Raw genomic sequence first — 17,244 nt, 5'->3', positions numbered from 1 at the left:
GATAGCTACTGGCTCATTTAACAATTAAAATACAGTATTACTTAACCACGAGGTTTACGATTTTGTTTGGTACGTAAATCTCTTTAACAAGGTTCTTGCCATCGAGAGCTTTTGCTACATTTTCATCAGCCTTAGCGATTGAAAGAGCTTCATCCTTATCGCATCCGTTAGGGATTGTGATTGTAGCTTTAAGCTTTCCGTTAACCTGAACAGCAATCTCAATTGAAGATTCTACAATCTTCTTAGGATCAAATTCTGGCCACTGTGCAAGTGAGCAGTATCCCTCACCGCCAAGTTCTGCATACATCTCTTCACAAAGATGTGGTGCAAATGGGCTGAGAATCTTTACAAGAAGCATAAGGTTATCCTTTGTAATATGACCTTCTGCTACGATATCGTTAAGGAGTCCCATCATTGCAGCAATAGCTGTGTTGAACTTCATAGCTTCGATATCTTCTGTAACCTTCTTTATTGTCTTATGGATTCCTGTTTCAATCTTTTCGCTATTTGCTTCATCTGTAATGATGTCTGTAAGACCAGCAAATCTCTCAAGGAATCTCTTACATCCACGAACTGAAGCATCTGACCAAGGAGCAGCTGCGCCATAGTCACCCATGAATAATACGTATGTACGAAGTGTATCAGCACCGTATGCATCTACGATATCAAGTGGATCGATAACATTGCCACGAGACTTAGACATCTTCTGTCCGTCCTCGCCAAGGATCATACCCTGAGCACTTCTCTTCTTATATGGCTCTGGAGTATTAACAACACCAAGGTCATAAAGGAAGTGATGCCAGAAACGTGAGTAAATCAAGTGACGAGTAACGTGCTCCATACCACCGTTGTACCAATCTACTGGCATCCAGTAGTTGAGCTTTTCTCTAGCAGCAAATTCGTTGTCATTATGTGGGTCGATGTAACGAAGGAAGTACCAAGAAGAACCAGCCCACTGAGGCATAGTATCTGTCTCGCGCTTTGCAGCGCCGCCACACTTAGGACATTTGCAATTTACAAAGCTTTCTACTCTAGCAAGTGGAGACTCTCCATCTGTACCAGGCTCAAACTTCTCCATTACAGGAAGCTTAAGTGGAAGCTCCTCATATGGAACTGCAACATCGCCACATGTAGGACAATGTACGATTGGAATAGGCTCGCCCCAGTAACGCTGTCTATTAAATGCCCAATCCTTCATCTTGAACTGAACACCAGCCTTACCACATCCTAGCTTTTCAAGCTCCTGAATCATTCTATCGATTGAGTCCTTTTTGTTGTTAAGACCATTAAGGAACTCAGAGTTAATCATGTTTCCTTCGCCTGTGTAAGCTTCTTTTGTAACATCTCCACCCTCAATAACAGGGATGATATCGATACCAAACTTAGTAGCAAAATCCCAGTCACGCTGATCATGAGCAGGAACGGCCATGATTGCACCAGTACCGTAGCCCATCATTACGTAATCTGAAATGAATACAGGAATCTTCTTTCCTGTGATTGGGTTGATTGCATCAAATCCCTCAACACGTACACCAGTCTTATCCTTTGAAACAAGCTGTGTACGCTCAAACTCAGACTTCTTCTGGCACTCTGCTCTGTATGCAAGGATATCGTCCATGTTAGAAATCTTGTCTGCATATTTATCAATATATGGATGCTCAGGAGCAATAACCATAAATGTAACACCGCAAAGTGTATCTGGGCGTGTTGTGTAAATCTCAAGCTTATCTTCGATTCCTTCAAGTGTGAAGTTTACGAAAGCACCCTTTGATTTACCAATCCAGTTAACCTGCTGCTGCTTAATATTCTCTGGGAAATCAAGACCATCAAGTCCCTGAAGAAGCTTATCAGCGTACTCTGTGATACGAAGATACCAAACGTCCTTTTCCTTCTGGATAACGTCTGTATCGCAGATATCACATTTACCACCCTGTGAATCCTCATTTGAAAGTACTACCTTACAATGTGGGCAGTAGTTAACAAGAGTCTTATCTCTGAAAACAAGGCCCTTCTCGAACATCTTAAGGAAAATCCACTGAGTCCACTTGTAGTAGTCCTCCTGTGTAGTGTCGATTGTACGACTATAATCAAAAGAGAATCCTACACTCTTAAGCTGAGTAGTAAATTTCTTGATATTGTCATCTGTAATCTTTCTTGGATGAGTGTTTGTCTTTACAGCGTAATTCTCTGTAGGAAGACCAAATGCATCAAAACCGATAGGGAATAATACATTGTATCCCTGCATTCTTCGCTTTCTAGATACTACCTCAACTGAAGAATAAGCCTTGATATGTCCAACGTGCATACCAGCACCAGATGGATATGGGAACTCTACAAGACCATAGAATTTTGGCTTATCAGAACCATCAACAGCTTTGAAAATCTCGTCCTTTTCCCAAGCTGCTTGCCATTTTTTCTCAATAGCTTTAAAATTATGTTTCATTTTCTCACCTCGTAATCTATACAACTACCCGAAATTATAATAAAAGCTGTAGAGTTTTGCAATGAAAACATCTACAGCTTTTTAATAATTATCGCTCTTTTCCTGTGGTGACACGACCTTCTTCCTCGGGGTCATATCCTGTCCAAATGTCGTCACCAAAATTGTAATAATAAATGCTAAATCGCTCTAATGTATTACCCTCAAAAACATATGAAGATAAATCTTTCAATAAATAATCTTTATATTTTACCAGATGCCCTCCATTAACAAGGCTATCCGGATATGATAGATATACATAAACAATTTTATTATCATCGTCATCAAGTAACGCATACTCATATACGCTACTATGACCATCAGATGTGATATACGCAGGATAATTATAAGACTCCTCGTCATACAAAATCTCGTTTATATGATAGTCACTATCCTCCTTAATAGTGTCATAGATAGTACATTTAATTTCAGATAAACGTTCTACTTCCTTATCATAATTCTCATCTGTATACGTGGCCTCTAAAATTATGTCGCCATTTGTATCAAAAAGCCCTGTTTTAAGAAAATACTCATAGTCCGAGGATAACATATCAGACACATCGTCAGGAAATATTAATAAACTACTGTTTATATCTCCTCCGTATTCCTCTAATATGTATTCTTTATCATAGTTTTCAATTCCCGTTTTATGTACATAAGGTTGCGACATTTCATAAAAGCAAAGAACATATATAAATAAAAACACAAGAATAAATCGCAAACTAAATATAGCAAGAACTCCTACAATAACTTTTACAACTAGACCAAAATGCTTTTTCTTCGCCAGCTTCTGCAAAATGCCATTAGTATACAAAGTGGTTATTGCCATACCAACAAAGCCAAGAAAAGAAAAAAGAATAGCCAAAGCCCTCATAAAATTGGGCTCATAATTAATGCATTGAAGCGCTATTGCAAGAGTAAGTAAAAAGGTTCCCACCAAGCTAAAGCCTCTCACCCAATTAAGAAGATTAGTTTTTTCTGCATCTGCATAATCAGCCATTTTCTCAGCAACATCATGTAATTCTTGATTCATCATATCGCTTTTTCTTTCACCTTCAATTATCTCGCGAACATCTACATCAAAGAAGTCAGCAATCTCTACCAGTAAAGATATATCTGGCAAGTTGCTTCCGGTCTCCCATCTTGATATAGTTCTTGAGCTCACATTGAAAACCTGGGCAAGCATTTCTTGAGTCATTTGTTTTTCATTTCTAAGCTGTTTTAAAAACTTGCCAATTTTCTGTTGATCCAAAGTGAATTTCCTCCTTTCGTTGATAATTGAAGTATAAAATATAAGCTAAAAATTAACAGGACACAAAACGAGAGTGCCCTGTTTTAAGCCATTAGACAAGGTTGTCTAACTTATTTTAATTCAAGCGAATGTGATATATATGGGATATAACCCATTTTGCTAGCATAGTTATACGCCTCTTCTTCTACCTCAGAATCATTTGTATATTCCAGTACATATGCATCTTTATTATCATCCAAGACCATATTTAAGTAATCACTAAAATACTCTCTGTCTTCATCGGAATTAACTCCAAAGGAATCGTTATCCCAATCTATACAGGTGTATACACTCTCCTGATTAACTCCATCAAGAATGGCATCCAAAGAATAATAGCGATTATAATACTCGGTTACATAGGAATCCCCACCGTTGATAAGAACATATCCGCCTTTATCTTTTAAATCCTCCAGTATGTTTGATACTCCAGAAAAGATTTCTTCTGTAGGATACTGATAATAAACGTCACAATTATCTACGAAGAATCCGTCTACGCCCTTATCCATAAGCTCATCAGCTTTAGCAGAAATAAATTCCTGCCATTTTACCTGGGATACATCAACCCACTGTTCATCCTCCCAGTTTTCATATGTTCCTAGAGTTATATCTTCATAATCACTGTAATAATCTCTAAAATTCTCAATAGAACCTATATTAAGATACGTATAAACGATATGACCATCAACTTGTAAGCTTGAAATCTCTTCAGAAGAATAATATTGAGCATCGATAACAATTGTAGATGGTAAATCTCTGTCCTCTAAATCCTCAGGATTAGCCCCTATGTATACGCCATATTCATGGGAAGGCTCAATGCTGCCACAGCCAAGAAAACATAATAATGTTGATAAGCAAACAGAAACAATACAAATCTTACTGAACTTCATCTATGTAATATACCTCTACGCCAAAAATATCTTTTGCAATATATAATCTAAGTTCATCCTCATAACCTTCGGTGGCCAGATAATAAATGTCATCAGTAACACTTAATTCTTCATCCTCGAATGATTCAGAATCCACTGTCAAATAGTGAGTGTCAGGCCCTCTATTATTGTGATGAACTTCGGCATCGACAATAGTTAGCTTTTCCGCTGATTCAACCTCTGCTGTAACTACAGATACTGAATCAGATAAAAGCCACCCACTATATACTCCAAGAATTGCCACACAAATATAAAAATACTTTTTATATTCTCTTTCTTTTGGAAGAACGCCAAACAGTAAAGTGACAATAACAGCAAAGCCAATAATTTCAATCGTAAATACGATATAATTTACATGATTAATATTTAAGAATACTTTTAACAAGCCAAACAGAGAAGACACTGCGGCGCACCAGATAGGTACTTCTCCTGATGCATACATGCTTTTATCGTAATTAGTTTTGTCCTTATGCTCGAAAACCATGTAATTTCTAAAGATGATAAAGTATATCCAAGCACCAATAATACAAAAAATATAAATCATGCAGAATAATTTAGTGTCGATAATCAATGAAATGCATGGCACAGCAAACAATACAAATCCTAAAACATAATTTATAGTCTGCAAAATATTTACTTTATTTCTTCTAGAATCCTTTTCTTCTTTTGTAATGGATTTGTCAGTGGACCAATTATCCTCCACGAAATAATCGCCAACTGATTTATTAGCATCCTCTTGGATATGAGCATCTACTTCCTCTGCACTAGAAATCTCCTCGGCAAATCTTCTGGCGTTTACCATATTAAGCTCAAGACCTACAAGCTTTTTACCTTCGTAATCATATAAAACAATACATTCATCCTGTGGAGATAGCTTCACAGGACGAATCTCATATCTAGCTATATCAGATCTACGAAAGCTCTTTGATGAGCCAATAAATGGTCTATATAAATATTCCTGTCCTTCTCTGACGATATATAAGCTACGTCTATAGTATTCTAATATTATGAGTCCGCCTAAAAGCGCTATTATTATAGCAGTTCCAAAACATACTGACTGTCCATTTTCAGGGCTTATAAATAGGCCTAGAATAGCTAATCCAATTGCAGCTATCTCAACAAAAATACCCAAGCCTATGACGATACCAGACTCATGTACTTTATAATCATATTCTGTCATTGAATTATATCCTCCCGCGTATTAGGTGTAATCTCTTACTATGTCTGCAGCCTTATCTACAGCATCTACGTAATATTTTTTGAAATTATTAGGATTCACATAAATATCAATAGAATCTCCAATCTTATAAGAATCCCATGGATTAAAATCTAAAACATTGCTTTTAAATTTATAAATATATCCATCAGTAGGATTCTTATATTTGCAATAAATTCTAAAAGGATGTCTACCATTAATTGTTATGCTGTAATCCTGATCCATAGATTCGATTTCACCATAAATATGCTGGCCACTTTCCAGCAATCCTGCTTTCTTTTTCTTGTTAAGAATACTAACAATAAGAATAATGTAACCAATTAAGGCAAAGAGACCACCCAATCCTACAAACATCAATGTAAAGAATAAATCGCCATCATTTGTATGAACATCAGTAGGATTATCAGGATCAATAAGCAAATCTATTTCTTGTCCCTCATACATACTACTTGAATAGAAATCTAAGTGAACATCTTCGTAATACTCTCCATCATATTCATAGGATACGTATACATCGTAATCAGTTTCATCTGTATGTTCCTCAATAACGATATCTTCAATTACACCATTCACTTCAACTGCGGATTCTTTGAACTGAGACGTTTTAACATTGGTTATAATACCAACAATAATGATAATAGTTCCAACAAGCGCGAAAATACCACCAAAGATGGCCATGAAATACTTTGTCATAAACTTATTCATAAATACATTCCTCCCGTTAAACAAAATATATTTTCGTATAATACTTAAAAGAATTCAAGTATTGTCATATAAAAATTTTATTCTATTGCAATTCCTCCATGTGCCTAATAAAATACCCATATGAAGAAATTATATTTAGCTCCACTTGAGGGCGTAACAGACAGCATTTATAGAAATACTTTTTGCAAATATTATGGCGGCGTAGATAAGGTTTACACCCCATTCATATCTCCTAATTCTACTTTTAAATTTACGACAAGAGAATTCAAAGATATTGATCCTGATAAAAATGATGTCAATATCACCGTTCCTCAATTATTAACCAATAACGAAGATCATTTTTTATGGGCAGCTGCTGAAATAGCAGCTTTAGGCTTTAAAGAAATCAATTTTAACCTTGGTTGTCCAAGTGGTACTGTTGTTGCCAAGAAAAAAGGTTCCGGACTTTTGTATTACCCTGAGGAATTAGATATGATGCTTGATAGCATCTTCAACAGACTTGAAACAGAATGTGCAATCAAAAATGCTAAGGTACCAAATATTTCAATTAAAACTCGCCTTGGCAAGGTAGAACCAGAAGAATTCTATGAAATACTTGGTATTTATAATAAATATCCTATTTCAGAATTGACTATCCATCCAAGAATTCAATCAGATTATTATAGAGAGCCAATCAGAATGGAATTCTTTGATTATGCAATGGCAAGTTCCAAACACCCTATTGTATATAATGGAGATTTGACTTCCGTTAATGACATCAAACTAATCGAGGAAAAATATTCTAACGTAAATGCGATAATGCTTGGCCGCGGTTTGATTTCAAATCCAGAATTAGCGTCAAACTACAATAATCAAATAGATAACCAAACTATTGATTTAGATACATTCAAAAAGTTCCACAATGAATTACTAAATCAATATGTCGAAATCCTTTCAGGTGAAAAGCCTGTATTACACCGTATGAAAGAGTTCTGGTCTTTCTGGCAATCAAATTTTAATAACTGTGAAAAAGCAATCAAAAAAATCAGAAAAGCAAACAAAATCCAGGAATACAAAGATTACGTTGCTCTTCTGTTAAATAATTACTGATTAACTGCTATAGCTTCTGGAGCTACAATTGCTTCTTTAGCTATAGCTTTTGTTATAATTCCACCTCTTTCGCAGATTGGGCAAACCTCATAATATGTTGACGACAACGGAAGAACCGGAACAAAGAATAATGTAAAATACAGCCTATTTCTTACAATCTTGTAATGGGAAACATTGTTACAATGTGGACATTTGTACAACTGACGATTGTCTACTCCCATCTCTTTATTCATTCTTCTTGTACCAAATAAAATTAACATAACTTTTCTCCTTTGAATTGTTTATCTAGGTAGTATAATAATACTTACTATATGCAAAGTCAATACTAAAGTTGCAATTAACTGCTAAAAAAGAGGCTACCATTCGGTAGCCCCTTAGTTTACCTTTTATATGTTATTTATTCCTCATCAACATCCTTAATCTTGTTAGCACGACGCTCAACTTCTTTTGCTTGAACATCTGATGGAACCTGCTCGTAACGAGCTAATTCATAAGAGAATGTTCCATATCCACCTGTCATAGAACGAAGTGTTGTGTCGTATCCATAAAGCTCTGCCATAGGAACCTCAGCAAGTACTTCTGTCTTGCCAGCTGTTTCTGTAGGATTCATTCCAAGCACACGGCCACGGCGTTTGTTCAAGTCGCCCATAACGTCACCTGTGTAAGCATCAGGAACTATAACCTTAAGAGTTTCAATTGGCTCTAACAGGATAGGATTAGCCTTCATAATACCATCCTTGAAAGCACCCTTTGCAGCTACTTTAAATGCCATTTCAGAAGAATCAACTGGATGATAGCTTCCATCATAAAGATTAGCATGAATTCCAACTACAGGATATGCTGCAAGTGGACCAGCAAGTACTGCTTCCTGCAAGCCTTTTTCTACAGCTGGGAAATAGTTCTTTGGAACAGCACCACCAACAACTGATTCTGTAAAGTTATAATGCTCTTCCATATTTCCTGAAGGCTCGAAAGTCATCTTAACGTGTCCATACTGACCATGTCCACCAGTTTGCTTCTTATACTTGTATTCAACATCAGCTTTACCTCTGATTGTCTCTTTAAATGCAATCTTTGGCTGGCTCAGTTCAATATCAACTTTATACTTTTCATTGAGCTTTTGAACAAGCATATCGATATGTCTGTCGCCAATACCATAGATAAGTGACTGACTATTTTCGCCATCGTTAACTACTTTTAAAGTTAAGTCTTCGGCGCAAAGCTTAGCAAGGGCCTGAGCAATCTTATCCTCATCACCCTTATTTTTTGCCTTATATCTCTTGTATGTATAAGGTGTAGATAAAGGTGTTCTGATGTAAAGGATTGGATTAGCCTTTGTAGAAAGAGAATCAGTTGTAGCAACCTTTGAAAGCTTAGATAGAGCACCGATATCACCAGCGTGAAGCTCAGGAACTTCCTCTGCCTTACTACCTGTTAAAATGTAAAGCTTGCCGATTTTCTCTTCTGTTTCCTTATGCTTGTTATAAAGCAAATCATCAGTTTTAAGAACGCCGGAATTAACCTTAATCAATGAATACTTTCCAACAAATGGATCTACGATAGTCTTGAATACGTATGCACTCTTTGGCTTAGCAAAATCATAATTTGCTTCGTAAACCTCATTCGTATTTGCGTTAATTCCAGAAACCTTGCGATCCTCTGGACTAGGAAGATATTTTACAACGTCTGTAAGCATTGTGTACTGTCCGCGATTTGTAAGATTTGAGCCCATCATAACAGGAACAATGTCGCCTGTGCCTACATTTGCACGAAGAGCCTGACGAATTTCATCCTCTGAAAATTCTTCGCCGCCAAAATATCTATCCATGAATTCCTCTGATGTCTCGGCAACAGATTCCATCAAAGCCTCACGATATTTCTCTAAGTATTCCTTGCTATAATCAGGTACATCGCAATGTTCTACAGTGCCATCTGCCTTCCAGCGCTTTCCGATTTGCTGTATAACATTTACATAGCCAACAAACTCTCCATTTTCACGAATTGGCAAATGGAAAGGAGCAATCTTTTTGCCATACAAGCCTTGAAGTTCTTCAACGATTTCTCTATAGCTGGCATCATCTATATCCATGTCAGTTACAAATACCATTCTAGGAAGATTAAACTTATCGCACATCTCCCAGGCTTTTTTTGTACCAACTTCAATTCCGCTTTTTCCAGATATAACAATAATAGCTGCGTCAGCTGCACTAACAGCTTCCTCAACTTCTCCAACAAAATCAATGAATCCTGGTGTATCTAGGAAATTAATCTTGGTATCGCCCCATACGATAGGTGCTAAAGATGTGTAGATAGAAAACTTGTTTTTTTGTTCCAATTTGTCATAGTCACTAATGGTATTACCAGCCTCGATAGTGCCCGGCTTGCTGATTTGACCAGCTAGAAAAGCCATTGATTCGATGAGACTGGTTTTGCCCGCCCCGCTGTGACCAAGTAACACAACATTTCTAATCTTGTCCGTAGTAAAAACCTTCATGTGCCGTACCTCCCAATAGTTATTTGACGCCTTAACCCCGCCGCGCCATGTTGTTTATAAAACTTATAATTATTATATTTAATATTCAGACTATTTACAATGAGTAAATGTGATATTATAAAAGAAAATAATCGCTTTAAAGTGTGAAAGTGAATTAGAGGTGAGGGTAATTATGAAAAGTAAAACAATAGGATTTGTTGGGCTAGGTTTAATTGGAGGTAGTATCGCAAAAGCGATATTGAAAACATATCCAAACACTAGAATTCTTGCAACAGCTTCAAGAGAATCAACTATTGAAACAGCATTTGAAGAACGACTTATAGATAATAACGGATTGCTTAAGATTCACCAGTTTGGTCAGTGTGATATTATTTTTCTCTGCTCTCCTGTTAAAGTCAATTGTGACTATTTAAGAAAACTTAAAGACGTAGTTAAGCCTGATTGTATCATCACAGATGTTGGCTCAGTAAAAGGGGATATTACTGCAGTTGCCAGAGAACTTGAAATGACCAATCAATTTATTGGTGGACATCCAATGACAGGTTCTGAATTAACAGGTCTCGAGCACTCTTCTGCTTCACTTTTAGAAAACGCTTATTATATCCTTACAGCTGATTCAGAAATGAATGCAGATACATACTCTCAGTTTGCAGATTATATAAAAAGCCTTGGAGCCATTCCTATCCAGCTTACTCCTGAGGAGCATGACGAGGCTACCGCTACTGTATCCCATCTACCTCATGTTGTTGCAGCGGCTCTTGTAAATCTTGTAAACGATACTGACGATGACCGTAAAATATGCAAAACCATTGCAGCAGGCGGTTTTAAAGATATTACAAGAATCGCATCAGGTTCACCTACAATGTGGCAGCATATTTTCCTAAGTAATAAGGATGCAGTGCTTAAACTGATAGGCGATTTCAAAGATGAGTTGAGCCAATTCGAAAATGCGATATCTTCATCTGATCCTGATGAGATAATAAATCTTTGGACAAAAGCAAAGGATTATCGTGATTCTATAACTATTCCAGACAGTGCCCACTCACGATTCTTCGAACTGTACTGTGATATCGACGATAAACCTGGTACACTTGTAGGAGTGCTTCAATTGCTTGCCAATGCAGAAATAAGTGTTAAAAATATTGATATCATTCATAACCGTGAGTTTGAGCCTGGTGTTCTTCGAATCGAATTCTACACCCAGGATGCTTTAGATAAGGCCCGCACAGTTCTTACTCACAACAATTACTATACTAGACAGAGGACAAATTAATGGCTATTACAAAAGTAAAAAGCTTAAAGGGCGAAATAACAGTTCCAGGTGACAAGTCTATTAGCCACCGCGGTGTAATGTTTGGAGCTATTTCCGAAGGAATTACTGAGCTTACAGGATTCCTGGATGGTGCAGACTGCCGTAGCACAATCAGTTGCTTTAAGGCTATGGGCATTGATATAACGCAAGAACATGATCATGTAGTTATTCATGGAAAGGGTCTAAAAGGACTATCCGCTCCTTCAAAAATGCTTGATGTAGGAAACAGTGGAACTACCACCAGATTGATTTCAGGAATTCTTGCAGGCCAAAAATTTATTAGTTCTTTAAATGGTGATGAATCTATACAGAAGCGACCTATGGGACGTATCATAACCCCGCTTACAAGTATGGGTGCTCATATCAAATCAATTAAAGATAATGGTTGTGCTCCTCTAGAAATAGGAGGCGCTCCTCTTCATGCAATCCACTATGACTCACCTGTTGCCAGCGCCCAGGTAAAATCCTGCGTGCTTTTGGCTGGATTGTATGCAGACGGTGTTACTTCAGTAACTGAGCCAGTTATCTCTCGAAATCATACAGAATTGATGCTAAAGGGATTCGGCGCCGATATCAAATCAGAAGGATTAACAGCATCTATAACTGGTGGTCCAAGACTAATCGGCCAAAAGATTACTGTTCCTGGGGATATCTCCTCTGCTGCTTATTTCATTGTTGCAGGTTTAATTTGCCCTAATGCAGATTTACTTATCAAAAACGTAAATACGAATCCAACCCGTGCAGGCATTATTCAGGTTGCAAAGAATATGGGCGGAAACATTGAATTATTAAATGAGCGCATAGTTTCAGGAGAACCAGTTGCTGATATTCATGTAAGCACAAGCGATTTACATGGTTGCGAAGTATCCGGTGAAATCATACCTACTCTTATTGATGAACTTCCTGTCATCGCTGTTATGGCAGCATGTGCAAAGGGCACCACTGTTATAAAGGATGCAGCTGAGCTTAAAGTAAAAGAAAGTGACCGTATTGCTACAGTCACCGAAAATCTTAAAAATATGGGTTGTGATATCACACCAACAGAGGATGGCATGATAATTATTGGAGGGATTCCTTTACATGGAGCATTGATTAGCACATACAAAGATCATCGTATTGCAATGTCTTTCGCTATTGCAGGCCTTGTTGCCGATGGTGAGACCTCATTTGATGATGAAGGATGCTGTGTAATCTCATATCCAGATTTCTTTGAAACATTAAAAGCACTATCGTAAATGCGATAGTGCTTATTTTTAATCATCAACCTAGAGCAACATCAAGAACCATCATCAAAACAAAACCGATAGAAAAAGCAATAGTTCCCAGGTTCGAATGTTTTCCTTCAGACATTTCAGGAATCAACTCTTCTACAACTACATACATCATTGCACCAGCAGCAAATGAAAGGAAATATGGCATTAACGGAACAACTAATCCTGCCGCTATAATTGTAATAAATGCAGCAATAGGTTCTACTATACCTGACAAAACGCCCCATAAAAATGTTTTATGCTTAGGCATACCTTCAGATAAAAGAGGCATCGATACAATTGCTCCTTCAGGAAAGTTCTGTATCGCTATACCTATAGCAAGCGCCAAAGCTCCAGTTGCTGTAATTCCTACTTGGCCTGATTTAACACCTGCAAAAACAACACCAACAGCCATGCCTTCTGGAATATTATGAAGAGTTACTGCTAATATTAATTTTGTGGTCCTTTGCAATCTACTACGAGGACCTTCGTCCTGCTTATCCATATGCATATGAGGTGTAACGCAATCCAGGAAAAGCAAAAACCCTGTACCAATAAGAAAACCTATAGCAGCAGGCAAAAAAGATAGCTTGCCTAGATACTCACTACTTTCAAGCGCCGGGGAAAGTAAACTCCAAAATGAAGCAGCAACCATTACTCCAGCTGCAAAGCCTGTAAGAATCTTTTGTAATCTATCAGAAATCTCATCTTTTAGTATAAATACCATTCCAGCACCAAGGCTTGTTCCAACGAATGGTATTAAAATTCCAAGTATTATATTTATGTTCATATTAGCACCAAAAGCCCCTCCCTATTCAAACTATAAATAGATTAACATAAGGGAGGGGAATCTTATCAAAAAATAATGTTGTTGAGAAATTTTATTGGAAGAATGCCATTTCTTCCTCAAGAGTATGCGCAACCTTATTTAAGCTGGCCGCTTTAGTGGTAAGAGCCTCCATTGTATCTGCTAATTCTGTCATAGAAGCTCTCGTTTCTTCTGAGCTTGCTGCATTCTCTTCTGAAATAGAAGAAAGTGAAGAAATAGTATCTGAAATCAGATTACTTGCTTCTTCTGTTTTATGTACGCTAGATACGATATCTTTAGTCAATGTAATAGATTTATTGATATCTTCAATCAAGTTGTCAACCTGCTCAATTGTTCTATGAATAGTATGACGTTGAGTAGTCATAGTCTCCTGAACCTGTCCTGCCTCTTCCATTGTCTTATTAGAATCAGAAGAAAGCCCCTTCATAGCCTCTTAGATATTTTGAGCTGCCTCAGCAGATTGATCAGCTAATTGTCTTATTTCATCAGCAACGACGGCAAAGCCTTTACCAGCCTCACCAGCTCGAGCAGCCTCGATACTTGCATTTAATGAAAGCAAGTTTGTCTGCGCAGCGATTGCATCAATAATAGATACTGCTTCGCTAATTGTTGTAACAGCTGTATTTGTGTTACCGATGAGTTCTACAATGCCATCAATTGCATTAATACTTTCCCTGGTAGTCATTCTAAGCTCTGTAAGCTTATCCTGGCTTGCTTTTGAATTCTCCTGCATTGAATCAGCAAGGTTTTGCATCTCCACTGCATTGGCTGTAATCATTTCTACTGCATCATTAATACTATTTACAGATTCTACTGCATCCTGCAATGACTGGGCCTGATTTTCAGCCCCTGTTGCAACCTGACCAACAGCTATACTAACGCTTTCTGTAGTATCTGTAATAGTCTTTACTGTATTAGATAAATAGCTAGCAGATTCATCCACTTCATCAGAAGATATTCTTGCGTTTCCGATAACAGATCTAATTCTGGCAGCCATATCAAACAAAGCCGATGACATTTCACCTAATTCATCATTTCTGTTTTTAACCTTATCGCTAAGAACAATCTCCAAATCACCAGTTGACATCTGACGAACAGCCTTAACATTTTCATCGATAGCTTCTATGATTTTTATAGTATATATTATTGCAAGAACAGTAAATAATATAACAATAGCTAAAGCTAACGTTACTGTCCATGCAACTCTCTTGCTAATATAATGGGTAATTTCTATCTTCTTTAAACCAACAAAAGCCATACCATATACATTGCCAGAATCATCAACTAATGGCTGATATGCAACATAGTATGGTTCGTTATCAATCATTACATTCTGAGCTTGATAGCTTTGCTTGCCATTTAAAACTGTAGCAATAACAGCGTCCCCTGCCTTCGTGCCAACAACCCCAGGAATACTTGAACGTACTCTAGTGTCTCCTAGAAAGAACGTGTAATCATATCCTGTTTCAGCAGACATCTCTTCTTCTAATGTAGATGACTCATCTACTTCAACGCCATCATAAGTGTAGTCAAGGACCTGTGCATATGAAGTACAAGTAGCCATTACACCCGTTTCGACCTCGTATTCCATACCTCGTCTTAAGTTGGTACACCCAACAATAGTAGCAGCCGTACCAACACAGGCTAGTGATACTACAACCAAGCCAATTAGCATAATCCTCAAAGACGCTCTTTTGCTTTTCTTATCCATATTCGACCTCCGTGTTTTCTCCCTTCTGGTCGATTGAACAGTATTACTTTCCTTAGCGAGTAAACCGACTATTTGGATTATATCTAAAATGTGAGTATATTCTGTGTATATTCTGTTAATTCTGACAAATGTGCGACATTTTGAAAATAAAAAAGCACATCCAATTACGGATGTGCTAAATTTCGTGAATTATTTCTTGTTCATGCAGCAGTGCTTATATTTCTTTCCTGAACCACATGGACATGGATCATTACGTCCAACCTTTTTCTCTGAACGTATGATTGTGTGCATGTTCTTAGCTTCCTTTGTAAGAGCCTTTCTCTTGTCCTCATCAAAGATCTGCTCCCACTGTGGAAGGCCATAAAGCCAATCAGCCTTTGCATCAATCATGTTCTTGAAAAGCTTTTCCTTATCGAACTTAAGAGAAACTACTGTATCCTCTTCCATTGTCTCGATAGGGTTTGGTGTAACGAGGGATTCATTGATGCCATCTAAGAAACCAACCATAGGCATAACATCAATTTTATATTTCTCAGCAAGCTCCTTAACAGTACCCTTTACTTCTGTATCAGGATCGTCAAGTAACTGCTCGTAAATGCCTTTCTCTAAAAGAAAATAATTCTGCCAAAATCTCTGTAAATCAGCCTGAGACTGATTCTGATTGTAGGCAACCTTCTGCCAATTTTCTAGTAAACTCATATTATATTCCTCTCCAATTTGTAATCTAATCCGTGGCTAGCCACGCCTAAAATTATACCATACACAATAATAAAAGGCTAGATACTATGCTGTATCTAGCCTATGAATACTAATCATAAATTACACGAACACATTTGATAGGTGTACGGTATGTATAGTTGGAAATCTTGATTCCATCACGCTTGTTAGAAGCATGAACAATCTGTCCACCACCAATGTAAATGGCAACATGATTAATGTAGCTTCCCTTGCCGTAGAAAATTAAATCTCCTGGCTTTAACTCAGATGTAGAAATGGTTGTTCCTTCATTAGCCTGAGCCCTAGATGAGTGTGATAGATAAACACCATACTGAGCCATGATTTGCATTGTAAATCCAGAACAATCGCAACCATTAGTAAGGGATGTACCACCCCAAACGTAAGGATTACCAACAAACTGAAGAGCGTAATCACAGATAGCTGTACGAACGTCAGAAACGCCCTCACCATATCTAGCTTCTGTAAGTGTCATAGCAGTCTTAAGAGAAAGATCTACATCAACATATTCTGCTGATACATAACCTTCATCACCATCAACGTCTACTTTAATCCAGTCATCATCCTGAGTGTTATCAAGGATGGCTACTTCTTCACCATCAGCAAGCTGATAGATAATCTCACAATCAGTGTTAGGCTCCACACGAACACGAAGACCACCAGTATTTGATGTAGCAACGTATTCTGCAAGCTCTGCAGCCTTTTCCCAGGCCTCATCGCCAGTCAATAGATACTCAGATAAAACATATCCTTCTACCTCGCCTGACTTGATATAGCTCCAATCGCCCTCAGTGCTAACAATTTCGCAGGCAGCATTTGCTGGAAACTTACCAACGAGCTTTCCTTCTGTATCTGCTGACTCACGAATGTTTAAGTTTCCTTCTGAAACATTACAAATACCGATATTAGTGTATCCGTAAATATCACCGAGTGATTTTGCTGTAGCAACAGCATCTGAATCTGTAACCGAAAGTGATTCTAAAGAAGCTAAATCTACAGCTCCTGCGGTCATAACACCAGCAATAGCTGTGCTAGAAGCATCTGTGTCAGAATCAACATCTATATTATTTTTAGAATCAATACAATAATCAAAAATTAGTGCCGCGGCACAAACTAATGAGAAAGCTGAAATAATACGCTTTTTCATAGTACCTCCAAAGTAAAACTTTTAACGCAACACGCAAATTATAGCAATCAAATAGATAAA

Annotated in this window: 15 protein-coding genes; 3 read left to right on the top strand and 12 right to left on the bottom strand. The window is 37.5% G+C overall.

Annotated features, from left to right (window positions below; genetic code table 11):
- Positions 1-37 precede the first annotated feature (37 nt).
- From leuS to BM102_RS02985, 5 genes are all read right to left on the bottom strand, one after another.
- Positions 38-2,443: a leucine--tRNA ligase gene (leuS, locus tag BM102_RS03005; RefSeq protein WP_090478808.1), complete on the bottom strand. Its 2,406-nt coding sequence runs from the start codon at positions 2,441-2,443 to the stop codon at positions 38-40.
- 88 nt (positions 2,444-2,531) lie between these two features.
- On the bottom strand, positions 2,532-3,731 hold the full coding sequence (locus BM102_RS03000; RefSeq protein WP_090478805.1) for a helix-turn-helix domain-containing protein: 1,200 nt from the start codon (positions 3,729-3,731) through the stop codon (positions 2,532-2,534).
- 110 nt (positions 3,732-3,841) lie between these two features.
- Positions 3,842-4,657, bottom strand: a complete 816-nt coding sequence (locus tag BM102_RS02995) for an endo alpha-1,4 polygalactosaminidase (protein WP_090478803.1) — start codon at positions 4,655-4,657, stop codon at positions 3,842-3,844.
- A complete protein-coding gene (locus tag BM102_RS02990) occupies positions 4,644-5,876 on the bottom strand; it encodes a hypothetical protein (protein ID WP_090478800.1) in 1,233 nt (410 codons plus the stop codon). The genes BM102_RS02995 and BM102_RS02990 overlap by 14 nt, the downstream gene beginning before the upstream one ends.
- 21 nt (positions 5,877-5,897) lie before the next feature.
- Positions 5,898-6,617, bottom strand: a complete 720-nt coding sequence (locus BM102_RS02985; RefSeq protein WP_090478795.1) for a DUF3592 domain-containing protein — start codon at positions 6,615-6,617, stop codon at positions 5,898-5,900.
- A gap of 120 nt (positions 6,618-6,737) precedes the next feature.
- Here BM102_RS02985 and BM102_RS02980 point away from each other — a divergent pair, with 120 nt between their 5' ends.
- A complete protein-coding gene (locus tag BM102_RS02980; RefSeq protein WP_090478792.1) occupies positions 6,738-7,706 on the top strand; it encodes a tRNA dihydrouridine synthase in 969 nt (322 codons plus the stop codon).
- Here the strand turns inward: BM102_RS02980 and BM102_RS02975 are convergent.
- Positions 7,700-7,966 (bottom strand): zinc-ribbon domain-containing protein, encoded by a 267-nt coding sequence (locus BM102_RS02975; protein ID WP_049960262.1) that lies wholly within the window; start codon positions 7,964-7,966, stop codon positions 7,700-7,702. The genes BM102_RS02980 and BM102_RS02975 overlap by 7 nt on opposite strands.
- Before the next feature lie 137 nt (positions 7,967-8,103).
- A complete protein-coding gene (locus BM102_RS02970; RefSeq protein WP_044934600.1) occupies positions 8,104-10,200 on the bottom strand; it encodes an elongation factor G in 2,097 nt (698 codons plus the stop codon).
- A 172-nt stretch (positions 10,201-10,372) separates the two neighbouring features.
- Here BM102_RS02970 and BM102_RS02965 point away from each other — a divergent pair, with 172 nt between their 5' ends.
- Both BM102_RS02965 and aroA read left to right on the top strand, forming a co-directional pair.
- A complete protein-coding gene (locus tag BM102_RS02965; protein ID WP_044934603.1) occupies positions 10,373-11,473 on the top strand; it encodes a prephenate dehydrogenase in 1,101 nt (366 codons plus the stop codon).
- Positions 11,473-12,747, top strand: a complete 1,275-nt coding sequence (gene aroA, locus BM102_RS02960) for a 3-phosphoshikimate 1-carboxyvinyltransferase (protein WP_090478789.1) — start codon at positions 11,473-11,475, stop codon at positions 12,745-12,747. Before BM102_RS02965 ends, aroA begins: the two co-directional genes overlap by 1 nt.
- Positions 12,748-12,772: 25 nt before the next feature.
- On the opposite strand, the gene BM102_RS02955 is transcribed toward aroA, so the two are convergent.
- From BM102_RS02955 to BM102_RS02935, 5 genes are all read right to left on the bottom strand, one after another.
- A complete protein-coding gene (locus tag BM102_RS02955; protein WP_044934611.1) occupies positions 12,773-13,552 on the bottom strand; it encodes a ZIP family metal transporter in 780 nt (259 codons plus the stop codon).
- Positions 13,553-13,643: 91 nt separating this feature from the next.
- Positions 13,644-14,018 (bottom strand): hypothetical protein, encoded by a 375-nt coding sequence (locus BM102_RS02950; RefSeq protein ID WP_090478787.1) that lies wholly within the window; start codon positions 14,016-14,018, stop codon positions 13,644-13,646.
- Between the two features lie 6 nt (positions 14,019-14,024).
- The gene (locus BM102_RS02945; RefSeq protein WP_090478784.1) at positions 14,025-15,302 is read right to left on the bottom strand and encodes a methyl-accepting chemotaxis protein; all 1,278 of its coding nucleotides are present in this window, start codon (positions 15,300-15,302) and stop codon (positions 14,025-14,027) included.
- 189 nt (positions 15,303-15,491) lie between these two features.
- The gene (locus BM102_RS02940) at positions 15,492-16,001 is read right to left on the bottom strand and encodes an SEC-C metal-binding domain-containing protein (RefSeq protein WP_033154184.1); all 510 of its coding nucleotides are present in this window, start codon (positions 15,999-16,001) and stop codon (positions 15,492-15,494) included.
- A 109-nt stretch (positions 16,002-16,110) separates the two neighbouring features.
- Positions 16,111-17,184 carry a C40 family peptidase gene (locus BM102_RS02935; protein ID WP_090478781.1) on the bottom strand — a complete coding sequence of 358 codons (1,074 nt, stop codon included), beginning with the start codon at positions 17,182-17,184 and terminating at the stop codon, positions 16,111-16,113.
- Positions 17,185-17,244: the final 60 nt, after the last annotated feature.

Source organism: Pseudobutyrivibrio sp. JW11 (assembly GCF_900115355.1).
In the GTDB taxonomy this organism is placed as follows: domain Bacteria; phylum Bacillota; class Clostridia; order Lachnospirales; family Lachnospiraceae; genus Pseudobutyrivibrio; species Pseudobutyrivibrio ruminis.
Note: the sequence above shows the minus strand (reverse complement) of the source record. Positions and strands in the feature narration are given on the sequence as shown.